Origin of the sequence: Exiguobacterium sp. FSL W8-0210 (genome assembly GCF_038006045.1) — a bacterium.
GTDB lineage: Bacteria > Bacillota > Bacilli > Exiguobacteriales > Exiguobacteriaceae > Exiguobacterium_A.
Map to the genome: position 1 here is coordinate 1 of NZ_JBBOUK010000001.1, position 24798 is coordinate 24798.

Sequence of the window (24798 nt, forward strand, 5' to 3'; positions counted from 1 at the left end):
ATGAAAAACGCTGCCGAACTTTGGCATAATGTCTTATCTGTGATCGAGGAAGAGGAACGAACACCGAAAGCTAGTTATGATATGTGGTTGAAATCCACAGAAGGCGTCACGCTAAATGGAACGACACTACTCGTTTCAGCACCAGCTGCATTTACGGTGACATGGCTCGAGCGCCAGTACTTATCTTTACTCGAAGACACAGTTGAGGAAGTAACAGGAAGCCGACTCGATATTCAGTTCATTGAAGAGGGACAAGCGAAGAAAATGCTCGATCGACAAGAAGAGGAACGTGTTGAGGCAACACCGACTCCAAAATCGCGTCCATCGAACATGCGGAGACCAACAGAGGAACTGACGATGAGTGAACTCGGACAATTGAATGAGAAGTATACGTTCGATACATTCGTCATCGGATCGGGGAACCGTTTTGCGCATGCCGCTTCACTCGCTGTTGCGGAAGCGCCTGCTAAAGCATACAATCCGCTTTTCATCTATGGTGGCGTTGGTCTTGGCAAAACCCATCTGATGCATGCCATCGGACAGTACGTTCAAGATCAAAATCTCGGGACACGGATTGCCTATGTCTCTTCTGAACGCTTTACGAATGACTTCATTAACTCCATCCGCGATAATAAAACGGTTGAGTTTAGAAATAAATACCGTAACATCGATGTCCTCTTAATTGATGACATCCAGTTCCTTGCGGGCAAAGAACAGACGCAAGAAGAGTTTTTCCACACATTCAATGCCCTGCATAACGACCAAAAACAAATCATCATCTCAAGTGACCGACCACCAAAAGAGATTCCAACGCTTGAAGATCGGCTTCGTTCTCGTTTCGAATGGGGATTAATCACCGACATCACGCCACCGGATCTCGAGACACGGATTGCGATCTTACGGAAAAAGGCGAATGCGGAGCAACTTGATGTCTCAAACGAAGTCATGCTCTACATCGCAAGTCAAATTGATACGAATATTCGGGAGCTCGAAGGAGCGTTAACCCGCGTTATCGCTTATGCGAATCTCGTCGGACGACCAATCGATCCAAATGTCGCTGCGGAAGCCTTGCATAACATCATGCCGGTCGCTGAACCGCGTAAAGTCACGATTCGTGACATCCAGGAGTCGGTCAGTAAGCACTTCAATTTGCCATTTGATGATCTGAAGGCGAAGAAACGGACGAAATCGATTGCCTTCCCACGTCAAATCGCGATGTATCTCTCACGTGAGATGACAGAGAGTTCGTTACCGAAAATCGGAGAAGAATTCGGGGGACGCGACCATACGACCGTCATCCATGCCCATGAAAAGATCAGTATGTTGATCAAATCGGACGGGGAAACGGGAAAAGTCATCGAACAAATCAAACATGAATTGAAGCATTCATAAAACTGTGGATAAACATGTGGATAAAGTAGGGTAGTTATCCACAACTTATCCACACCGTTTTTGGCTTTATATCAAGTTATCCACCGACTTATCCACACTATCCACAGCCCCTAAGACTATTATTAAAAATAATATATTATTATGTTATGATGGGCGCATGCCCATTATTTTCGAGAGGAGTCTAACGACGATATGCATATCACCATTCAACGCGAAGCTTTAATTCAAGCAGTACAAGATGTAGCCAAAGCGGTCTCATCCCGCACGACGATTCCGATTCTGACAGGGATCAAACTCGAAGCTCATGGAGATGGCATGACGCTGACAGGAAGCGATACAGAAATCTCGATTGAACGGACGATCTATGCAGAAGAGAATGGAACATCTTATGTCACGGTTCACCGTGCTGGTAGTGTCGTCTTGAATGCCCGCTTCTTCGGCGATATCGTCAAAAAGATGCCAAAAGACGAAGTCACACTTGAAGTCTCACCGAACTTCATGACACGGATCCAGTCAGGAACAGCGGAATTCCATTTGAACGGTCTTGATCCAGATGAGTTCCCACGCCTTCCGCAAGTCGATGGGGGACAACGTTTCCGTTTACCGGCTGATCTCTTACGTTCGATGATTCGCCAAACAAGCTTTGCTGTCGCCGTTCAAGAAACACGTCCTGTTCTGACAGGTGTGAACTTCTCAGCCGACAAAGGTATCTTGACGTGTGTCTCAACGGATAGTCACCGTCTAGCCCTTCGTCGTGCACAGTTCGAGACAGATACAGATATCTCGTTCCAGAACGTCATCGTTCCAGGGAAGAGCTTAAATGAATTATCGAAGTTGCTTGGGGATGGTCATGTGGATATCACGATCACAAACCAACAAATCTTATTCAAGATGAAGCACGTCCTCTTCTTCTCGCGTCTACTCGACGGAAACTATCCGGATACATCACGTTTGATTCCGGAAGAGTACCGGACAGCTGTCCGCATGAACGCGAAAGAATTGCTCCAAGCGATCGATCGCGCGTCACTGCTTGCACGTGAGGACCGTAACAACGTCATCAAGTTCGCAGCTGAAGGAACGACAGCGGTCGAGATCTCTTCACATTCACCAGAAGTCGGGAAAGTCTCGGAGCAAGTCAGCATTCTTTCGCTTGAAGGAGAAGAGCTGAAAATCTCGTTCAACTCGAAGTACATGATGGACGCCTTGAAGGCACTTGACGCGACAGATATCGAAATCCAGTTCACGGGTTCGATTCGTCCATTTATCTTGCACCCAGTCGATCAAGATAACGTCCTGCAACTGATTCTTCCAGTCCGGACGGCGTAAGCATAAACACAAAATACGTGATAAGACGGGTTCGATCGTTTCGACATCGGACCCGTCTTTTTCGTATACCGTATATACGTTCGGGGATTTTGCTAAATCGCTCAATGTTTAGTACAATAAAGAGTACGTCATTTATAATATGTAGGTAGGAGGAGTCAATCCATGCAAGAAATCAGAATTACAACGGAATACGTTACATTAGGGCAGTTCCTGAAGCTATCGGATATCATCTCAAGCGGAGGACAAGCCAAACCGTTTTTAGCAGAGGTACCGATTCTAGTCAACGGCGAGGTCGATCAGCGACGTGGTCGTAAATTACGGGATGGAGACATCATTGATGTAGAAGACTACGGTCAGTTCATCATCAAGAACGAGGGCAACTAACGTGCGGCTGGATTCAGTCCGACTCAGTCATTATCGCAACTATGACGCACTCGAACTGTCATTCTCCGAAAAAACGAATGTCCTGATTGGTGAAAATGCACAAGGGAAGACGAACTTACTGGAAGCGATCTATGTTCTTGCTCTCGCGAAGTCGCACCGGACGACGCATGACAAGGAACTGATCGGTTGGGACCAAGAAACAGCGCGCGTCGAAGGACGTGTCGTCAAGCGGACCGGCCCCCATGTCCAAGAGATCGTCATCTCGGGTCGCGGGAAAAAAGCAAAGCTGAATCATCTAGAGCAACGACGCTTGAGTGATTATGTCGGGGCACTGAACATCGTTTTATTCGCCCCGGAAGATTTGCATATCGTCAAAGGCAGTCCACAAGTCCGCCGGCGATTTCTCGATATGGAGATCGGTCAAGTCAGTCCGGTCTATCTGCATGAATTGAGCCAGTACCTGAAAGTGTTGAAGCAGCGGAACGCATTGCTGAAACAACTGTCCATGAAGGGAGGAGACGAGACCTTCCTTGATATCTTGACGGAGCAAATGATTACGCTAGCCGTTAAAATCGTTCAGCGCCGGCATCATTTCATGGCCCAGCTCGAAAAATGGGCACGACCGATTCATGACGGAATCAGTCGTGGACAGGAAGAACTCGCGCTCATCTATCGTTCGGACACATTCGGCGACGAATTACTCGATGTCGAAGGAATGACTGCGTCCTACACGCGGAAGTTTGGTAAAATAAAAGAAAATGAAATCCGAAGAGGAGTTACGTTGTTTGGACCACATCGCGATGACTTCGAGATGGAAGTCAATGGACGAAACGTCCAAACGTATGGTTCACAAGGACAACAACGGACAGCAGCCCTCTCGTTAAAGCTTGCGGAGATCGAATTGATTCATGAGGAAGTAGGGGAATATCCACTTCTTCTGCTCGACGATGTCTTATCCGAACTTGATGATCATCGTCAAACACATTTGCTCGATACGATGCAACAAAAGGTCCAGACGATCCTGACGACGACAAGCGTCGACGGGATTGCGCATGAAACGATCAACCAAGCGAAGTTGTTCCACGTGAAACAAGGGACGGTCGATTTGGAAGAGACATCATATAAAGAAACAGTAGGTGAGAAAACCGATGAGTAATCATGAAGATATGGAATTGGAACAAGGGTACGGTGCCGATCAGATTCAAGTACTTGAAGGATTAGAAGCAGTTCGTAAACGTCCAGGGATGTATATCGGCTCGACGGCATCAAAGGGTCTCCATCACCTCGTATGGGAGATCGTCGATAACTCGATTGATGAGGCGCTCGCAGGATACTGTGACACGATCAAGGTGACGATCGAACCAGGGAACTCGATCTTAGTCGAGGATAATGGACGCGGTATTCCAGTCGACATTCAAGAGAAGATGGGTCGTCCTGCCGTTGAGGTCATCCTGACAGTCCTCCACGCCGGTGGTAAGTTCGGCGGCGGCGGATATAAAGTATCGGGTGGACTACACGGTGTTGGGGCTTCGGTCGTTAACGCCCTGTCGACGAAACTTGAAGTATTCGTCAAACGGAACGAGAAGCTGTATTACCAAGCGTACCATCGCGGTGTACCAGCGCAAGATCTAGAAGTAATCGGAACATCAGAAGAGACAGGAACGACGATTCGTTTCTTCCCAGACGGTGAGATTTTCCAAGAGACGCTCGAGTACGACTATGATTTGTTAGCAACACGCCTGCGGGAACTTGCTTTCTTGAACAAAGGCTTGAAGATCATCATCACGGACGATCGTGCGGATGAGCCGATGACACGTAGCTTCCACTACGAAGGTGGGATCAAATCCTACGTCGAACACTTGAATCGTTCAAAAGAAGTCGTTCATGCGGAACCCGTCTATGTACACGGAACAAAAGACGGCATCGAAGTTGAAGTCGCGCTTCAATACAACGATGGATTTGCGTCAAACATCTACTCGTTCACGAACAACATCCCGACGCATGAAGGTGGTACGCACGAGACCGGCTTCAAGACGGCTTTGACACGGGTCATCAATGACTACGCGAAGAAGTTCGGTTTGATGAAGGATGCAGACGGTACGTTATCCGGTGAGGACGTACGTGAAGGAATGACAGCGATCGTTTCCGTCAAACACCCGAACCCACAGTTCGAAGGTCAGACGAAAACGAAACTCGGGAACTCCGACGCGCGTACGGTTACGGATTCACTCTTCTCTGGTGCATTTGAGCAGTTCATGCTCGAAAACCCGACGAATGCACGCGCAATCGTCGAAAAAGGGATGATGGCGTCACGCGCCCGGATGGCAGCGAAACGCGCCCGTGAACTGACACGCCGTAAAGGTGTTCTCGAAGTGAGCTCGCTTCCAGGTAAACTGGCCGACTGTTCGTCACGTGATGCCTCGATTTCCGAATTGTACATCGTTGAGGGTGATTCGGCGGGTGGTTCTGCGAAATCTGGACGTGATCGTCATTTCCAAGCCATCTTACCGATTCGCGGTAAAATCTTGAACGTGGAGAAAGCACGTCTCGATAAGATTCTCGGAAGCAATGAGATTCGGACGATCATCACAGCACTCGGAACAAGTATTGGTTCTGAGTTCAATATTGAAAAAGCACGCTATCACAAAGTCATCATCATGACCGATGCCGATGTCGATGGTGCCCACATCCGGACACTCTTGTTGACGTTCTTCTACCGTTACATGCGTCCGCTTGTCGAGCATGGGTATGTCTATATCGCTCAGCCACCGCTATACGGGATCAAACAAGGGAAGAACATCACGTACGTGCATAACGAACGTGAATTGACAGAGGCGCTTGCAGCGCTTCCTGAAAACGCACGGTACGACATTCAGCGCTACAAAGGTCTTGGGGAGATGGATCCAGAGCAACTTTGGGAAACGACGATGGATCCAAGTGGTCGTCAAATGTTACGTGTCGAGCTTCAAGATGCGATCGAAGCGGATGAAGTCTTCGATATCTTGATGGGAGATCAAGTCGAACCACGACGCGACTTCATTCAATCACACGCACATTACGTCAAGAACCTGGATATTTAACGCTGAACAGAGAGGGTGGCCAGAAGCATGTCCGAACAAAATCACGGAATCATCAAGGATATTAATATTAGTCAAGAGATGCGTACGTCCTTCATGGACTACGCGATGAGCGTCATCGTCGCACGTGCTCTTCCGGACGTACGGGACGGCTTAAAACCCGGACACCGCCGGATTCTCTATGCGATGAACGACCTCGGTATTCGTGCCGATAAACCACATAAAAAGTCTGCCCGTATCGTCGGGGAAGTCATCGGTAAGTATCACCCGCACGGGGATTCTGCCGTCTATGACACGATGGTCCGCATGGCGCAAGACTTCAGCTACCGTTACGAACTCGTCGATGGACACGGAAACTTCGGGTCTGTCGATGGAGACTCGGCGGCAGCGATGCGATATACGGAAGCTCGTATGTCAAAAATCGCGATGGAGATCGTTCGCGATATCAACAAAAACACAGTCGATTTCAAAGATAACTACGATGGTTCGGAACGCGAACCGGAAGTCTTACCGTCACGCTTCCCGAACTTACTCGTCAACGGTTCGAGCGGGATCGCGGTCGGGATGGCAACCAACATTCCACCACATCAGCTTGGCGAAGTCATCGACGGCGTCTTAGCATTATCTCACGATCCAGAAATCACGATCCAAGAACTGATGCAGCACATTCCGGGACCTGATTTCCCGACAGCTGGTGAAATTCTTGGTCGTAGCGGGATTCGTCGCGCTTATGAGACAGGACGTGGCTCAATCATCGTCCGTGCGAAAGCAGAAATCGAACAGACGAAAAAAGACCGGGAACGGATCATCGTGACGGAGCTTCCTTATCAGGTCAACAAAGCCCGCCTCGTTGAAAAGATTGCCGATCTCGTTCGCGAGAAAAAGATCGAAGGCATCACCGATTTACGAGATGAATCAGATCGCCGCGGTATGCGCATCGTCATGGAAGTCCGTCGTGACGCCAATGCGAGCGTCATCTTAAATAACTTGTATAAACAGACGTCGATGCAAACGACGTTTGGTGTCAATATGCTAGCGATCGTCGGCGGACGTCCGAAAACATTGACGCTCAAGGAAATGCTTTATCATTACCTCGAGCATCAAAAAGAAATCGTGCGTCGTCGGACACAGTTCGATCTCGAAAAAGCAGAAGCACGTGAACACTTACTCGCTGGTCTACGGATTGCACTCGATCATTTGGATGAAGTCATTCAAATCATCCGCGGGAACCGGACAGCGGACGCAGCACGTGAACAGTTGATGGAGCGTTTTGCGTTATCCGAGAAACAATCACAAGCGATTCTTGATATGCGCTTGCAACGCCTGACAGGTCTTGAGCGGGAGAAAATTGAAGCAGAGTATGACGAAATCATGCAATTGATCGCGGAACTGAACCGCATCCTTGCGAGTGAGGAAGTCTTGCTTGATTTGATCCGAACAGAACTTGAGGAGTTGAAAGAACGTTTCAACGACGAACGTCGGACGGAAATCCGCATGGACCACATCGAATTCGAAGACGAAGATTTGATTCCGGAACAGGATATCATCATCACGTTGACAAGCAGTGGCTACATCAAACGGATGACGACGGATTCGTACCGGACACAACGCCGCGGCGGACGTGGGGTTCAAGGAATCGGAACGAACGACGAGGATTACGTCACGCGTCTCTTGTCTTGTTCGACGCACGATACGATCCTATTCTTTACGAACCGCGGGAAAGTCTACCGGATTCGTGGATATGAAGTACCAGAGATGAGCCGGACATCAAAAGGTGTGCCGATCATCAACCTCATCCAAATCGAACGCGACGAAAAGGTCGAGACGATGATTCCAGTCAACTTCAAACGTTATCTCGAGGAGCAACAAGCAACTGAAGCACCTGTCGAGGTGATTGAAGGAGAGATTGAAGAGACGGAAGAAACGCTCGAAACGGAAGAAGTCGTTCAAGATGAGCAAAAATCATTGATCTTCATGACACGTAAAGGACGCGTCAAACGTTCACCGTTGTCTGCGTACGCACGGATCAACAAAAACGGTTTGATCGCGATTCGATTGTTTGAAGACGATGAGTTGACATCGGTTCGTCTCGCATCGACGGACGATGAAGTCTTTGCTGTTTCAACAAGCGGGAAAGCGATTCGTTTCCCAATCACGAATGTCCGCTCGATGGGACGTGGTGCTCGTGGGGTCAAAGCGATGACGTTACGCCCAGACGATTTTGTCGTCGGGATGGAACTTGCACGTGATGCACAAGATGTTCTTGTCATTACGGAAAAAGGATTCGGTAAACGAACACCGATGACCGAGTTCCGTAGCCAGTCTCGTGGTGGTAAAGGATTGATCGCGAGTAAGGTGACGGATCGCGTCGGTCAAATCGTTGCCATGCGAATCGTTGATGTCGACGATGACATCATGATCATGACAGAGAGCGGGATCGTCATTCGGACAGACTCGCAATACATTTCACGTGTCGGCCGGAATACCCAAGGGGTGAAGGTCATTCGAATTGAAGAAGGTGACCGTGTTGCAACGGTTGCGAAACTGAAACGCGAAGAGACTGATGAAATGGAAGAAGACACTGATATCGTGTCTGAAGAGAATGTAGTCGAATCGGATGCTTTAGAAGAAGCGGAAGAATAAGCAAGACGTCAGCAAGAAAGCAGCAGAGTGATATACTACTCTGCTGCTTTTATCTACATATATAGAAAAAAGAGAAAGGAACGAAGCGATATGCGAGTGGCAAGTGACCAATTACGCATCGGGGATCGTTTGACTGAATCCATCTATTTACATACGGATCATCCGATCGTAGAAGCAGGGAAAAAAATAGGAAGCGATGAGTTACGACGAATCCAGCGTTTTTTAATTAAGGAAGTCGTCATTGAAGATCGACCTGATTTCAGTAAAGATGAACAAGTGCAGACTGAAACAGTTGAAGCCCATGTGGAACATCCATTTGAAGAATTTATTCGCTTTTACAATAAAGTCTTCACGTCATGGGAACAAGGAATGAAGCCGAATGTATACGAAGCATTGAGTTGGGTCAAACAGTCCGTTCCAGAACGGATTACGAGACAAGATGTCTTACCATTCTTCCTAGAGCGGGGAACGGAAGCTTATACAGTGCGACATGCCATTTATCGAGGGGCGATTGCGCAAATGCTGGCGGAAGCAGTCGGAAAAGAACGGAAAATGATTCATGAGTTGTGGACCGCATCCTATTTTGCAGACTATGGACTAGCGCGAATCATGGAATGGCGTCACACGAAACGATATGAAGCGATGCAACAAGAAATTTTTCAACGTCACCCGGCTATGGCGTATCAAGCCTTGCAAAAGGAGACGATCATCTCTGATACAGTAAATCGTTTAATTGTTCAACATCATGAACGGTTAGACGGAACAGGTTACCCTTTAAAGGTAAAAGGAGATAAGATCGCAGATCACACACGATTGTTCATCGTAGCGGACGTCTTTGCTGCAATGACGAGTTGGCGTCCGTATCGGGAAGCTTATACGCCGTTTGATGCCTATCGTCATTTGAAAGCAAGACCGATGCAATATTGCTCAAAGTATGTATTGTTGCTCGGACAATTACTTCTACCAATAGAGGTTGGTGATCGCGTGCTGATGAGTAACGGAAAGATTGCAACCATCACGCGAAAGAATCCAGTCTTTGATCGGCCTGTCATTTCCTATGAAGAACAAGGACGGATGACAATCATTGATTTAATGGAAGAACGACAACATAGTATTATTCAGTTGATGGATTAATAGGGAATAAACAGCCTCTTGAGCCGGAATCGCAAGGTTCAAGAGGCTTGTTCATGATTTTAAAAACAATTTTAAAATAAGTGTTGCACAATAATAAAACGCATGATATATTATTACATGTCCTTAACAACGACAAGCGCTTGAAACAAACGAGAAAAACACTTTCAAAAAAATTGTTGACTTCTTGTTTCAGACTTGGTATTCTAATTGAGTCGCCAAAACAGGCGCGGACGAACTTTGAAAACTGAACGATGAGGCAAAAATCGTATTCTACGGAATACAAAAACGAATGAAGCGCAAGCTTCGTCAATCGTGACTTCGGTCACAAAAACGAGCAAGTCAAACACTTCATGGAGAGTTTGATCCTGGCTCAGGACGAACGCTGGCGGCGTGCCTAATACATGCAAGTCGAGCGCAGGAAACTGACGGAACTCTTCGGAGGGAAGGCAGTGGAATGAGCGGCGGACGGGTGAGTAACACGTAAGGAACCTGCCTCAAGGATTGGGATAACTCCGAGAAATCGGAGCTAATACCGGATAGTTCATCGGACCGCATGGTCCGTTGATGAAAGGCGCTCCGGCGTCACCTTGAGATGGCCTTGCGGTGCATTAGCTAGTTGGTGGGGTAACGGCCCACCAAGGCGACGATGCATAGCCGACCTGAGAGGGTGATCGGCCACACTGGGACTGAGACACGGCCCAGACTCCTACGGGAGGCAGCAGTAGGGAATCTTCCACAATGGACGAAAGTCTGATGGAGCAACGCCGCGTGAGTGATGAAGGTTTTCGGATCGTAAAACTCTGTTGTAAGGGAAGAACACGTACGAGAGGGAATGCTCGTACCTTGACGGTACCTTACGAGAAAGCCACGGCTAACTACGTGCCAGCAGCCGCGGTAATACGTAGGTGGCAAGCGTTGTCCGGAATTATTGGGCGTAAAGCGCGCGCAGGCGGCCTTTTAAGTCTGATGTGAAAGCCCCCGGCTCAACCGGGGAGGGCCATTGGAAACTGGAAGGCTTGAGTACAGAAGAGAAGAGTGGAATTCCACGTGTAGCGGTGAAATGCGTAGAGATGTGGAGGAACACCAGTGGCGAAGGCGACTCTTTGGTCTGTAACTGACGCTGAGGCGCGAAAGCGTGGGGAGCAAACAGGATTAGATACCCTGGTAGTCCACGCCGTAAACGATGAGTGCTAGGTGTTGGGGGGTTTCCGCCCCTCAGTGCTGAAGCTAACGCATTAAGCACTCCGCCTGGGGAGTACGGCCGCAAGGCTGAAACTCAAAGGAATTGACGGGGACCCGCACAAGCGGTGGAGCATGTGGTTTAATTCGAAGCAACGCGAAGAACCTTACCAACTCTTGACATCCCATTGACCGCTTGAGAGATCAAGTTTTCCCTTCGGGGACAATGGTGACAGGTGGTGCATGGTTGTCGTCAGCTCGTGTCGTGAGATGTTGGGTTAAGTCCCGCAACGAGCGCAACCCCTATCCTTAGTTGCCAGCATTCAGTTGGGCACTCTAGGGAGACTGCCGGTGACAAACCGGAGGAAGGTGGGGATGACGTCAAATCATCATGCCCCTTATGAGTTGGGCTACACACGTGCTACAATGGACGGTACAAAGGGCAGCGAGACCGCGAGGTGGAGCCAATCCCATAAAGCCGTTCCCAGTTCGGATTGCAGGCTGCAACTCGCCTGCATGAAGTCGGAATCGCTAGTAATCGCAGGTCAGCATACTGCGGTGAATACGTTCCCGGGTCTTGTACACACCGCCCGTCACACCACGAGAGTTTGCAACACCCGAAGCCGGTGAGGTAACCGTAAGGAGCCAGCCGTCGAAGGTGGGGTAGATGATTGGGGTGAAGTCGTAACAAGGTAGCCGTATCGGAAGGTGCGGCTGGATCACCTCCTTTCTAAGGAAAACGTCCCTTACGGGACATGCCCATCGTTCAGTTTTGAGAGCTCGTCTCTCAGTCTCGTAAGAGACACTCGCACCTTGAAAACTGAAGACATCAACAAGACATCAAACTTTTAATTAACCATGTCATTTAAGACGTGTGTTCTTAGAATACCAACGCTAGATCAAGGTATGAAGGGCGTACGGTGGATGCCTTGGCACTAGGAGCCGATGAAGGACGCGACGAACAGCGATATGCTTCGGGGAGCAGTAAGTATGCTTTGATCCGAAGATTTCCGAATGGGGGAACCCACCATCCGTAATGGGATGGGACATGTTACGTGAATACATAGCGTAGCGTGAGGCAGACCCGGGGAACTGAAACATCTAAGTACCCGGAGGAAGAGAAAGCAAATGCGATTCCCTGAGTAGCGGCGAGCGAAACGGGAACAGCCCAAACCGGAGAGCATGCTCTTCGGGGTTGTAGGACACTCTATACGGAGTCAAAAAGGAAGACAGTAGGTGAAGGACCTGGAAAGGTCGGCCGAAGAAGGTGACAGCCCTGTAGCTGAAACTGTTTTCCCTCCAGAGTGGATCCTGAGTACGGCGGGACACGTGAAACCCCGTCGGAATCCGGGAGGACCATCTCCCAAGGCTAAATACTCCCTAGTGACCGATAGTGAACCAGTACCGTGAGGGAAAGGTGAAAAGCACCCCGGAAGGGGAGTGAAATAGATCCTGAAACCGTATGCCTACAAGTAGTCAGAGCCCGTTAACGGGTGATGGCGTGCCTTTTGTAGAATGAACCGGCGAGTTACGATAACGCGCGAGGTTAAGCCGATGAGGCGGAGCCGTAGCGAAAGCGAGTCTGAACAGGGCGTTCAGTGCGTTGTCGTAGACCCGAAACCAGGTGATCTACCCATGTCCAGGATGAAGGTCAGGTAACACTGACTGGAGGTCCGAACCCACGCACGTTGAAAAGTGCGGGGATGAGGTGTGGGTAGCGGTGAAATGCCAATCGAACCTGGAGATAGCTGGTTCTCCCCGAAATAGCTTTAGGGCTAGCCTCGAGGTTGAGAGTTCTGGAGGTAGAGCACTGATTGGACTAGGGGCCCCCACAGGGTTACCGAATTCAGTTAAACTCCGAATGCCAGCAACTTATACTCGGGAGTCAGACTGCGAGTGATAAGATCCGTAGTCAAGAGGGAAACAGCCCAGACCGCCAGCTAAGGTCCCAAAGTGTATGTTAAGTGGAAAAGGATGTGGCGCTGCCTAGACAGCTAGGATGTTGGCTTAGAAGCAGCCACCATTCAAAGAGTGCGTAATAGCTCACTAGTCGAGTGGCGCCGCGCCGAAAATGTAACGGGGCTAAACATACCACCGAAGCTGCGGATTCCGTAAGGAATGGTAGGGGAGCGTTCCAAACCGCTGTGAAGCTGTACCGGAAGGAGCAGTGGAGCGTTTGGAAGTGAGAATGCCGGTGTGAGTAGCGAAAAGAGGGGTGAGAATCCCCTCCGTCGAAAGCCCAAGGTTTCCTGAGGAAGGCTCGTCCGCTCAGGGTTAGTCTGGACCTAAGCCGAGGCCGAAAGGCGTAGGCGATGGATAACAGGTTGATATTCCTGTACCGCCGATCCACCGTTTGAACAATGGGGGGACGCAGGAGGATAGTGACGCATGCGGATGGAAGTGCATGTGCAAGTTTCAAGACCGTCTGATTGGCAAATCCGTCAGGCACCAAAGTCAAGGAACGACGCGGAGTCCCGTAGGGACGTAGGTCACGATTTCACACTGCCAAGAAAAGCCTCTAGTGAGGGGGAAGGCGCCAGTACCGTAAACCGACACAGGTAGGCGAGATGAGAATTCTAAGACGCGCGGGATAACTCTCGTTAAGGAACTCGGCAAAATGGTCCCGTAACTTCGGGAGAAGGGACGCTCTACATGAGTAGAGCCGCAGTGAATAGGCCCAAACGACTGTTTAGCAAAAACACAGGTCTCTGCTAAATCGCAAGATGACGTATAGGGGCTGACGCCTGCCCGGTGCTGGAAGGTTAAGGGGATGGGTTAGCGCAAGCGAAGCTTTGAACCGAAGCCCCAGTAAACGGCGGCCGTAACTATAACGGTCCTAAGGTAGCGAAATTCCTTGTCGGGTAAGTTCCGACCCGCACGAAAGGCGTAACGATTTGGGCACTGTCTCAACGAGAGACCCGGTGAAATCATAGTACCTGTGAAGATGCAGGTTACCCGCGACAGGACGGAAAGACCCCATGGAGCTTTACTACAGCCTGATATTGAGGCTTTGTGCATGATGTACAGGATAGGCGGGAGACGTCGAGCCCGGAGCGCCAGCTTCGGAGGAGTCACCCTTGGGATACCGCCCTTCATGCATAGAGTCTCTAACTCGCAGCCGTGATCCGGCTGGAGGACCGTGTCAGGCGGGTAGTTTGACTGGGGCGGTCGCCTCCTAAACAGTAACGGAGGCGCCCAAAGGTTCCCTCAGAATGGTTGGAAATCATTCGTAGAGCGCAAAGGCAGAAGGGAGCTTGACTGCGAGACCTACAAGTCGAGCAGGGACGAAAGTCGGGCTTAGTGATCCGGTGGTTCCGCATGGAAGGGCCATCGCTCAACGGATAAAAGCTACCCTGGGGATAACAGGCTGATCTCCCCCAAGAGTCCACATCGACGGGGAGGTTTGGCACCTCGATGTCGGCTCATCGCATCCTGGGGCTGGAGTAGGTCCCAAGGGTTGGGCTGTTCGCCCATTAAAGCGGTACGCGAGCTGGGTTCAGAACGTCGTGAGACAGTTCGGTCCCTATCCGTCGTGGGCGCAGGAAATTTGAGGAGAGCTGTCCTTAGTACGAGAGGACCGGGATGGACGCACCGCTGGTGTACCAGTTGTTCCGCCAGGAGCATCGCTGGGTAGCTACGTGCGGACGGGATAAATGCTGAAAGCATCTAAGCATGAAGCCCCCTCCAAGATGAGATTTCCCTTTGAGTAATCAAGAAAGACCCCTCAGAGACGATGAGGTAGATAGGTCACGGGTGGAAGCATGGCGACATGTGGAGCTGAGTGATACTAATCGGTCGAGGCCTTGTTCTAGCAGATGCATTGTTGATGACTTCAGTTTTGAGGGCGCGAGCCCGATCGTCTGGTGACGATAGCCAAGTGGTCACACCCGTTCCCATGCCGAACACGGAAGTTAAGCACTTGAACGCCGAAAGTAGTTGGGGGCTTCCCCCTGTGAGGATAGGACGTTGCCAGGCACTTGACCGATCTGCAGATTGCAGGTCGGTCTTTTTGTGTTATGTGAAACTTCAGACTGTTCTGATTATTGGTCGAGTCATTGACATGACACCCTCTGCTTGTTACCATAACATCAATATTCTTTTATAAAAGAGAAAGCGAGTGGATAACATGTGGGAGAACAAATTTGCTAAAGAGGGTTTGACGTTTGATGACGTCTTACTCGTACCCCGTCGTTCGAGTGTCTTGCCGCGCGACGTTGATTTATCTGTCACGCTATGTGAAGGGATCACACTTAATATTCCGTTGATCAGTGCTGGGATGGATACCGTCACAGAAGCACCGATGGCAATCGCAATGGCACGTCAAGGTGGTCTTGGTGTCATTCATAAGAATATGTCAATGGAAGAACAAGCAGAACATGTCGATCGCGTCAAACGTTCTGAAAATGGTGTCATCACGAATCCGTTCTATTTAACGCCAGAGCGTCAAGTCTACGATGCTGAGTATTTGATGAGTAAGTACCGCATCTCTGGTGTTCCAATCGTTAATAACGAAACAGAGCGTAAATTAGTAGGGATTTTGACGAACCGTGATCTTCGTTTCGTCAAGGATTACTCGACTGTCATTGAAACGGTGATGACGACAGAAGAACTCGTGACAGCAAAAGTTGGTACGTCCCTTGCTGAAGCAGAGCAGATTCTCCACAAACATCGCATCGAAAAGTTACCACTCGTTGATGAGAACGGTGTATTAAAAGGGTTAATCACGACAAAGGATATCGAAAAAGTCGAACAGTATCCACATGCTGCGAAAGATCAGTTCGGACGTTTACTCGTCGCAGCAGCTGTCGGCGTAACGAAAGACGCTTCGACGCGCGCGAAGTTCCTTGTCGATGCAGGTGTCGATGCACTCGTCGTCGATACGGCACACGGTCACTCAGAAGGTGTTCTTCTCAAAGTACGTGAACTTCGTGAAGAATATCCAAACTTACCAATCATTGCGGGTAACGTTGCGACGGCAGAAGCAACACGCGATTTGATTGAAGCCGGTGCATCTGTCATCAAAGTTGGTATCGGACCTGGTTCGATTTGTACGACACGTGTTGTCGCAGGCGTCGGTGTACCACAAATCACAGCCGTCTTCGATTGTGCGACAGAAGCACGGAAACATGGTGTCTCGATCATCGCTGACGGTGGCATCAAGTATTCTGGAGATATCGTAAAAGCACTTGCTGCTGGCGGTCACGCTGTCATGCTCGGAAGCTTACTTGCAGGAGTAGAAGAGAGCCCAGGTGAGATGGAAATCTATCAAGGACGTCAATTCAAAACGTACCGTGGTATGGGTTCTGAAGCATCGATGAAACGCGGTAGCCAAGATCGTTACTTCCAAGAAGCAGACAAGAAGTTCGTTCCAGAAGGAATCGAAGGACGTGTCGCTTACCGTGGTAAACTCGGCGATTCGGTGTACCAACTCGTTGGTGGTATTCGTTCAGGTATGGGATACTGTGGTGCTGCAACGTTAGAAGAATTGCGTGAAGAGACACAGTTCATCCGTATGACGGGTGCTGGTTTGCAAGAGAGCCACCCGCACGATATTCAAATTACAAAAGAAGCATCGAACTATACACGTCAGTAAACAAAAGAGGCTGGGACATAACTCAGTTTCACAAACAAAAGGCCCTCGAAACGACTATACGTTTCGAGGGCCTTGTTCTATGAAAAAAAACCGATTCTGAATAAACAAATAAGGACAACCTCTGATAAAGTTAAAGTGATCAAACCATAACCATCGGAGGTGCCCTTATGTTTAAAGATTATAACATGAACCAGCTGGTTCTGCCCTTAGATTTAGAAGTTCGTCTTCAAGAAAATGATATTGCGTTCGCTGTCCACCATCTCGTCGAATCCATTCCAGACGATGTGTTCGAGCCTTTCATGCGCACGACAGGATGCCCGGCTTACCATCCACGCATGATGATGAAAATTATCTTATGTGCCTACACACAATCGGTCTTCTCCGGTCGGAAGATTGAAGGATTACTATCCGATAGTCTGCGGATGATGTGGCTAGCACAAGGGAATGCGCCGAGCTATCGTACCATCAACCGTTTTCGAGTGCATCCCGCAGTCACTCCGATATTGAAGCAAGCCTTCGTTACCTTCCGTTGCCATCTCGTCGAGATGGGAGAAATCAATGAAGAAGCCATCTTTATCGATGGTACAAAGTTAGAGGCGAATGCGAACCGATATACCTTTGTTTGGCGGAAATCGATTGAACGTCATAGTGCGTCTCTCGTGGACAAATCGAATCGTATCTATGACAACCTCGTCGAACAAGACATCCTACCGGAAATTGAACGAGAAAACCCGGACGAGCTTACTCTCTCAGAACTCGAACACATGGGTGAAGCTGTAGACGCACATATCGCTTCCATCAACCAAAAAATCGAGGCGAGTACGGACACCCAAGAAAGAAAACGTCTGCGTTCTGAACGGAAGGAACCACGTCTCCTTCGAAAGGAAATTACAGATTTCATCGAGCGGAAACAGAGATACGCCCTTCAAAAGAGGACGCTCGCTGGACGGAACAGCTATTCGAAAACGGACACGGACGCGACGTTCATGCGAATGAAAGAAGATCATATGCAAAATGGACAACTCAAACCAGGCTATAACGTTCAAATCGCGACCGAAGGACAATACACACTCGCTTATGATATTTATCCGAATCCGACGGATGCCCGGACGTTACTCCCCTTTTTAGATGAGGTCAGCTCATATTTACCACTACCACCGCATATCGTTGCGGATGCCGGCTATGGGAGTCAGGAGAATTATCAGGATATTCTGATGCGCCGTGGGCGCATTCCACTCATCCCTTACACGATGTTCGAAAAAGAAAAGTCGCGAAAATGGCGCAACGATCCCTTTAACACAGCGAACTGGTCTTACGATGAAACGGCGGATCGGTTTGTGTGCCCGAATGGACAGGACGTAACGTTCCGTTACATGTCCAAGAGAACAGATCGTTACGGATTCACGCGTGATTTCAAGGTGTATGAAAGTGAAGGGTGTGATGGCTGCCCGTTCCGCTCCCGTTGTACAAAGGCCGAAGAAGGGCGTCACCGACAGGTACACATAAACACTTCATGGGAAGAACAAAAAGAACAGATGAAAAAATGGCTTTCAGATCAAAAAACAGGATCCCTCTATGCGAAACGGAAGATAGACGTGGAACCAGTTTTTGGATATCTGAAGGCTAATTTGAGTTTCACTCGCTTTTCTGTGCGAGGAAAAGCGAAGGTGAAGCGTGAGCTCGGCTTCATCCTCATGGCCGTAAATTTGAGGAAATGGCTCATCCAAAGCGTTGCCCGAAGGGCAGCTTGACGAGAGACGATGAAAAAAGAAGGAATTGCACATCCTGAGTGATGGCAATTCCTTCTTTTCGTTAAATTCAGCTAGTTATGTCCCAGCCTCTTTTTTCATGATGATTTACGCAAGTCCCATGCGTCCATCAATAATCGTAATCCTTCCGTCAACTCTTGCTCAGTGAGACTCGCAAATCCAAGGACGATTTGAGGCGTATCAGAGAGAAGCGGTAACTGGGCGTATTGAGAAAGACCATATACTTGGATGCCTTGCTGTTGTGCCCGCCTTACTAGCTCCTGCTCCGTCATCCCGTTCGCTACGGAAACAACGACATGGAGCCCCGCACTTTCGCCGGTCAATCGTAAGGCAGGAATCCGGCGAAGTGATTGGATTAAGACGTCGAGCTTGCGACGATAGACTTTACGCATCCGATTGAGATGTCGTTCAAAGTCGCCCTCTTTCATGAAGCGCGTCAAGATCGTTTGATCGAAGCGCGAGACACTACAGGTATAGTGTGATAGTTCTGTTTGATACCGTGCGCGTAAGACTTCGGGTAAGACCATATAACCAATCCGTAGGGAAGGCATGAGTGATTTTGAGAAAGTACTCATGTAAATGACACGATTGCTGTCCATGTTGTGCAAAGACGGAATCGATTTACCGCTGTAGCGGAATTCGCTATCGTAGTCGTCTTCGATGATAAAACGGGTCGGATCCATCGCCGCCCAGTTTAATAACTGATGTCTTCGGTTGACGGATAAGATGCTACCGGACGGAAATTGATGTGCTGGTGTGATATACATGACATCGACGTTTGATTCCTGTAATTGATCGATTCGTAATCCATTCGCATCAACACGAATCGGTTCAATCATGCGTTCATGATTTTCAAGTAAGAGGCGTGTCGTATGATAACCGGGATCCTCGATACCATACGTGACGTCGCGTCCCAGTAAGAAGAGGACGAGCGGCAACAATTGCTCGACACCTGAACCGACGACGATTTGTTCAGGAGAACAGACGACACCACGGGAATGATAAAGATAGGTCGCAATCTCTTCGCGTAGTGCTAGATCTCCTTGCGGATGACCGAGTGAGACAAGTGGGTGGTGATCGGTATCGATGATATCTTTGGCATACTTTCGCCAACGGGCAAATGGGAAAGAGATCCCTTCAATCTTACTTGGATGAAAATCATACGTGATGATCGGTTTTTCTTTAGTCACACGTGGTTCGATGACGGGTGAGGTTTTGACGTAAGCGAGTTCCTCATAGGCAAGAACGAAGTACCCTTTACGTGAGATGGATTCGACATATCCTTCTGCGACGAGTTGTTGGTAAGCAAGCTCAATCGTCGTTTGACTTAAGTTCAAAAATTGACCGAGTTTTCGTTTGGATGGTAATTTCGTGCCGTATGCTAAACGACCGGCAATGATTTCATTTCGGATCTGTTGATAAAGCTGTTCATAAAGTGGTTTTTCCTGATTGCGCGTGAGTTGAAATGATAGCATGTCCATCTCGTCTGACTCCTTCTTCTTAAACTGACCTGTTGAAATCATCATAAACTGATACTTTTAAAAGTGTCAACGTTCCGTATACTAAAGGAGTGAAAGTCAACCAAGGGGGAATGGATATGGAACGTCAACAAGGAACGGATCGTGTCAAACGTGGAATGGCTGAAATGCAAAAGGGTGGCGTCATCATGGACGTCGTCAATGCGGAACAAGCGAAGATTGCGGAAGCAGCAGGTGCTGTTGCAGTCATGGCACTTGAACGTGTTCCATCTGATATTCGTCGTGACGGAGGCGTCGCACGAATGGCGGATCCGTTGATTACGGAAGAAGTACTCGGAGCGGTCTCGATTCCCGTCATGGCAAAATGCCGGATTGGTCATATCGTCGAAGCACGTGTTCTCGAATCGATGGGGGTCGATTTCATCGATGAGAGTGAGGTCCTGACTCCGGCAGATGAACAATATCATTTACTGAAGTCAGAGTTCACCGTGCCGTTCGTCTGTGGCGCACGTGATCTTGGGGAAGCCGCTCGTCGCATCGCAGAAGGAGCCGCGATGATTCGGACGAAAGGCGAACCTGGGACTGGGAACGTCGTCGAAGCTGTTCGCCATATGCGACAAATTCAAGCACAATTGAATCAGATTTTACATGTCAGTCCAGATGAATTGATGACATTTGCGAAAGAATGGGGTGCTCCGTACGAAGTATTACGTGATATTCGGACACAGGGACGTCTACCGGTCGTGAACTTTGCAGCCGGGGGAGTCGCGACACCAGCTGATGCCGCACTCATGATGCACCTAGGGGCAGACGGTGTCTTCGTCGGATCAGGGATCTTTAAATCAGAACACCCAGAACGTGTCGCTCGGGCGATTGTCGAAGCCGTTACGTATAAAGATGATTTTGAACGGATCGCGTCTTTATCCAAAGGACTCGGAACAGCAATGAAAGGAATCGATGTCACATCGATGCCGTTTGAGGAACGGATGGCGACACGCGGATGGTAATCGGTATTCTGGATGTTCAAGGAGCGGTCCGTGAACATCGACAGCAGCTTGAAGGTCTTGGTGTCGATGTCGTTCTCGTCAAACAAGTGAGCGATCTCGATGGACTCGATGGACTCGTCTTACCAGGAGGCGAATCGACCGCGATGCGTCGATTGATCGAACGCTATGAATTACTGGAACCGCTTCGGGAAAAAGCGACGACGTTACCGATGTTCGGAACATGTGCCGGAATGATTTTACTCGCAACCGCTGTCGAAGCAGGACAAAGTCATCTCAACGCGATTTCGATGACGGTCCGTCGAAATGCCTTCGGTCGACAAATCGATTCATTCGAAGGATTGCTACCGGTTGAAGGAATTGAGGAACCAATCGAAGCAGTGTTCATTCGAGCGCCATTAATTCTGTCTGTCGGGGAAGGAACACGAGTGATTGCGAAAGTTGAAGACCAGATCGTTGCCGTCGAGACATTATTACACCTCGCGTGTTCGTTTCACCCTGAATTGACAGAGGACGATCGCTTGCACCGCTATTTTTTACAAAAAATCAAACAGCGGCAGTCCGTCCGTTCATAAAGCGTGGAAGCATCTGATAGGTTCTACTGTCAGGTGCTTCTTTTGTGCTACACTATTCGTAAAACGAATGATTGAGTGAAGGAGAGACACGATGAAACGAATTTTACTACTCTGTTTAAGTGTGCTCCTAGTCGTAGGATTTCCTACAGCGGGACAAGCAGCACCTTCGATTCAAGCAGAGTCTTACATAATGGCCGATGCGGTCACAGGGAAAATCCTCCTTCAATCGGAAGCGGATGTTTCGTTGCCCCCTGCTTCGATGACGAAGCTGATGACGCTCTACCTCGTCAGACGACAAATCGAATTGAAAAAACTGACGTGGGATCAAAAAATCACGCCGAGTGCAAAAGTGTTAAAGCTTGCGAAGACGTCCGGAATCGCGCGTGTTCCAGTTAAAGATAAAACATACACGGTTCGCGAGATGTATAATGCGGCGTTCATCAAATCGGCCAATGATGCAGCGGTCATGCTAGCCGAAACTGTCGCCGGTTCAGAAGCGGCGTTCGTTGAAAAGATGAATGAGACAGCAAAACAGTTCGGGATGAACGACACGGAGTATGCGAATGCCTCTGGTCTAGATGCTGTCGATGCGACCCTTCCAGGAACGAATTTGATGACAGCGACCGATATCGCATTACTCGTCATTCGCTACATCAAGGATTACCCGGATGCACTGGATGTGACGAACAAAACACAGATGAAACTTGATGGAGAGGTCTTAAATAACTCGAATAAGATGCTGACGAAGGAAAAATTCGCATATGCCGGCATGCGGGGGATGAAGACCGGAACGACTGATTTAGCCGGTTATTGCTTCGCTAGTGTGACGACGCGGGATAATATGACGCTTGTCACGGTCGTGATGCGAACGGATTCCGATCAAGCCCGTTTCAAGGAAACGAAAAAATTACTCGACTATGGTTTTGCGACGTTTGAGCCATTGACGTATTACGGAAAAGGCGAACGGATCAAAGACGTTCTTCCGATTAAAGGGGCAACCGTCCGAAAGCTAGACGTCGTCACGGACGGTTCGTTATATGTCACGGTCTTAAAACAAGCGAAGACGCGGGAACCACGGTTCGACTTCTCAAAAACAACGGCTCCTGTGACGAAACAAGAAGTCGTCGGTGCGGTGCAGGTCGCGGACGAAGGGATCTATCTACCAGGATTTGAGACACCCCGCGTGAATTTGTATAGCGCAACTGCTGTTCCACTTGCGAGTGTTCCGACACGCCTCGTCCGCGCTTGGACAGCGTGGTCGAAGCAAATTGAACAAGCGATTCAACAATCGACTCTTGTCAACTTCCAAGGCGATGGTGTAAAGTAAGACTAATCTCATAAAGATGCTATGAACGGACCAAGTAGATGTATCGATACTGTTAAGAGAGCTAGTGGGTGGTGTGAACTAGTCAGATCGATGGATTGAATCGAGCCGGATCGCACACCTTGCGAACAAGGTGCGGGTACGCCCGTTATCGCGTCTTAAGTTGGCTAGATGTGTCTAGCAATGAGGGTGGCAACGCGGATCCAGGTGATTCGTCCCTTTTCGGTAGAAATACCGGAAAGAGACGAGTCGCCTTTTTTTATGACATAAAGGAGGAATTACAGATGATTGATATTAAACGATTACGCCAAGATTTTGACGCCATTCAAGAAAAGTTAGCGCACCGAGGAGAGGACTTGACGGACATGAACCGTTTCCTCGCACTTGATGAGAAACGCCGAGAACTGATTGCGCGGACAGAAGTGTTGAAAGCAGAACGAAATGAAGCAACGAAAAAAATCGCTGAACTCAAGCGCAATAAGGAAAACGCGGACGAAGCGATCGCTGCGATGCGTAGTGTCGGAGATGAGATCAAGACGCTTGACGACGAGTTACGTGATGTCGAAGCGACATTGAACCAACTTCTCCTCGGTATTCCAAACATTCCACATGACAGCGTACCGGTCGGTTCTTCTGAAGACGATAACGTCGTCTTACGTGAAGTCGGTGACAAACCAGCGTTTGACTTCGAAGCGGTCCCACACTGGGATTTGATGGAGCAATTAAAAATCGTCGATGTCGAGCGTGCTGGAAAAGTAACAGGTAGCCGTTTCGTCTTTTACCGCGGAGCGGGTGCACGTCTTGAGCGGGCATTGATTAACTTCATGATGGATCTCCATCAAGATCAGCACGGCTACACAGAAATCTTGCCACCACTCATGGTCAACCGTGACTCTATGACAGGAACAGGACAATTGCCGAAGTTCGAAGAGGATGCCTTTAAGATCGAAGAGACGAACTACTTCCTCGTACCGACAGCAGAAGTTCCGGTGACGAACATGCACCGTGAAGAAATCCTAACAGCAGATCAGTTACCGATCGGCTATGCGGCGTACAGCCAATGTTTCCGTTCAGAAGCTGGTTCTGCCGGACGCGATACACGCGGTTTGATCCGTCAGCACCAATTCAATAAAGTTGAACTCGTTCGTTTCGTCAAACCAGAAGAATCTTACGAGCAGCTTGAATTGTTAACAGGACAAGCAGAGATGGTCTTGAAAAAGCTGAAACTGCCGTATCAAGTATTGAGCATGTGTACAGCTGATCTCGGATTCACGGCTGCGAAGAAATACGACATCGAAGTCTGGATGCCAAGCCAAGGCGTCTACCGTGAAATCTCTTCTTGTTCAAACTTTGAAGATTTCCAAGCACGCCGGGCACAGATTCGTTTCCGCCGCGAAGCGAACGCAAAACCAGAATTCGTTCACACGTTAAACGGTTCTGCCCTTGCAGTCGGTCGGACAGTTGCTGCAATCTTAGAGAACTACCAGCAAGCGGATGGATCAGTTGTTATTCCAGAAGTGCTTCGTCCATACATGGGTGGTCTTGAAGTGATCCAAGCTTAAGTCAGAAGGGGGAGTAATCCCCCTTTCTGTATTTTAAAAAGTTTTTTTAGAAAAGGTCTTTACACGTTAAAAGGCAGATGCTATCATAATTAATGTCAGGAAAACAGACAGGTCATCATTGATCTGGTAAGAAGTACGGAGGCGTACTCAAGTGGTTTAAGAGAACGGTCTTGAAAACCGTCAGGCGGCGAAAGCCGTGCGTGGGTTCGAATCCCACCGCCTCCTCCATTTTTATTTTTTGACAACGACATGCACGTTTTATAGCTTGGAGGCGTACTCAAGTGGTTTAAGAGAACGGTCTTGAAAACCGTCAGGCGGCGAAAGCCGTGCGTGGGTTCGAATCCCACCGCCTCCTCCA

General features: G+C 49.0%; 14 protein-coding genes, 2 tRNA genes, 3 rRNA genes and 1 other annotated feature. Of the genes, 18 read left to right on the forward strand and 1 reads right to left on the reverse strand.

Translation table 11 applies throughout. The features are described from left to right. The 12 genes from dnaA to MKY22_RS00060 all read left to right on the forward strand — a co-directional run bounded on the left by dnaA (position 1) and on the right by MKY22_RS00060 (position 18479). The gene (dnaA, locus tag MKY22_RS00005; RefSeq protein WP_023469863.1) at positions 1–1392 is read left to right on the forward strand and encodes a chromosomal replication initiator protein DnaA; all 1392 of its coding nucleotides are present in this window, start codon (positions 1–3) and stop codon (positions 1390–1392) included. 192 nt (positions 1393–1584) lie between these two features. Beyond that, positions 1585–2718 (forward strand): DNA polymerase III subunit beta, encoded by a 1134-nt coding sequence (gene dnaN / locus MKY22_RS00010; protein WP_023469864.1) that lies wholly within the window; start codon positions 1585–1587, stop codon positions 2716–2718. Between the two features lie 162 nt (positions 2719–2880). Then, complete coding sequence (yaaA, locus tag MKY22_RS00015; RefSeq protein ID WP_023469865.1) at positions 2881–3102, forward strand: S4 domain-containing protein YaaA; 222 nt, start codon at positions 2881–2883, stop codon at positions 3100–3102. A 1-nt stretch (position 3103) separates the two neighbouring features. Next, the gene (gene recF / locus MKY22_RS00020; protein WP_290780547.1) at positions 3104–4258 is read left to right on the forward strand and encodes a DNA replication/repair protein RecF; all 1155 of its coding nucleotides are present in this window, start codon (positions 3104–3106) and stop codon (positions 4256–4258) included. A gap of 10 nt (positions 4259–4268) precedes the next feature. After that, a complete protein-coding gene (gyrB, locus tag MKY22_RS00025) occupies positions 4269–6182 on the forward strand; it encodes a DNA topoisomerase (ATP-hydrolyzing) subunit B (RefSeq protein WP_200864062.1) in 1914 nt (637 codons plus the stop codon). A gap of 27 nt (positions 6183–6209) precedes the next feature. After that, positions 6210–8822 carry a DNA gyrase subunit A gene (gene gyrA, locus MKY22_RS00030; RefSeq protein ID WP_290780544.1) on the forward strand — a complete coding sequence of 871 codons (2613 nt, stop codon included), beginning with the start codon at positions 6210–6212 and terminating at the stop codon, positions 8820–8822. Between the two features lie 90 nt (positions 8823–8912). After that, positions 8913–9956, forward strand: a complete 1044-nt coding sequence (locus MKY22_RS00035; RefSeq protein WP_290780541.1) for an HD-GYP domain-containing protein — start codon at positions 8913–8915, stop codon at positions 9954–9956. A 347-nt stretch (positions 9957–10303) separates the two neighbouring features. After that, positions 10304–11865, forward strand: a 16S ribosomal RNA gene (locus MKY22_RS00040). Between the two features lie 167 nt (positions 11866–12032). Further along, positions 12033–14946: ribosomal RNA gene (locus tag MKY22_RS00045) — 23S ribosomal RNA — on the forward strand. Between the two features lie 48 nt (positions 14947–14994). Continuing rightward, positions 14995–15110: ribosomal RNA gene (gene rrf, locus MKY22_RS00050) — 5S ribosomal RNA — on the forward strand. Together the 16S, 23S and 5S rRNA genes form the textbook arrangement of a ribosomal RNA operon. A 151-nt stretch (positions 15111–15261) precedes the next feature. Further along, on the forward strand, positions 15262–16728 hold the full coding sequence (guaB, locus tag MKY22_RS00055) for an IMP dehydrogenase (RefSeq protein ID WP_029343029.1): 1467 nt from the start codon (positions 15262–15264) through the stop codon (positions 16726–16728). Between the two features lie 167 nt (positions 16729–16895). Then, positions 16896–18479 (forward strand): IS1182 family transposase, encoded by a 1584-nt coding sequence (locus tag MKY22_RS00060; protein WP_341085783.1) that lies wholly within the window; start codon positions 16896–16898, stop codon positions 18477–18479. Positions 18480–18574: 95 nt separating this feature from the next. Here the strand turns inward: MKY22_RS00060 and pdxR are convergent, their stop codons facing one another. After that, positions 18575–19972 (reverse strand): MocR-like pyridoxine biosynthesis transcription factor PdxR, encoded by a 1398-nt coding sequence (gene pdxR / locus MKY22_RS00065; RefSeq protein ID WP_445298360.1) that lies wholly within the window; start codon positions 19970–19972, stop codon positions 18575–18577. A gap of 122 nt (positions 19973–20094) precedes the next feature. Here pdxR and pdxS point away from each other — a divergent pair, with 122 nt between their 5' ends. The 6 genes from pdxS to MKY22_RS00095 all read left to right on the forward strand — a co-directional run bounded on the left by pdxS (position 20095) and on the right by MKY22_RS00095 (position 24798). Continuing rightward, positions 20095–20982 carry a pyridoxal 5'-phosphate synthase lyase subunit PdxS gene (gene pdxS, locus MKY22_RS00070; RefSeq protein ID WP_023469872.1) on the forward strand — a complete coding sequence of 296 codons (888 nt, stop codon included), beginning with the start codon at positions 20095–20097 and terminating at the stop codon, positions 20980–20982. Then, the gene (gene pdxT / locus MKY22_RS00075; RefSeq protein ID WP_341085788.1) at positions 20976–21554 is read left to right on the forward strand and encodes a pyridoxal 5'-phosphate synthase glutaminase subunit PdxT; all 579 of its coding nucleotides are present in this window, start codon (positions 20976–20978) and stop codon (positions 21552–21554) included. The genes pdxS and pdxT overlap by 7 nt, the downstream gene beginning before the upstream one ends. 91 nt (positions 21555–21645) lie before the next feature. After that, the gene (locus MKY22_RS00080; protein ID WP_290780520.1) at positions 21646–22881 is read left to right on the forward strand and encodes a D-alanyl-D-alanine carboxypeptidase family protein; all 1236 of its coding nucleotides are present in this window, start codon (positions 21646–21648) and stop codon (positions 22879–22881) included. A 12-nt stretch (positions 22882–22893) separates the two neighbouring features. Continuing rightward, positions 22894–23101, forward strand: a binding site (T-box leader). Positions 23102–23162: 61 nt separating this feature from the next. Further along, a complete protein-coding gene (serS, locus tag MKY22_RS00085; RefSeq protein WP_290780523.1) occupies positions 23163–24440 on the forward strand; it encodes a serine--tRNA ligase in 1278 nt (425 codons plus the stop codon). A 137-nt stretch (positions 24441–24577) separates the two neighbouring features. Next, positions 24578–24668: transfer RNA gene (locus MKY22_RS00090), tRNA-Ser, on the forward strand. 39 nt (positions 24669–24707) lie between these two features. Next, positions 24708–24798: transfer RNA gene (locus MKY22_RS00095), tRNA-Ser, on the forward strand.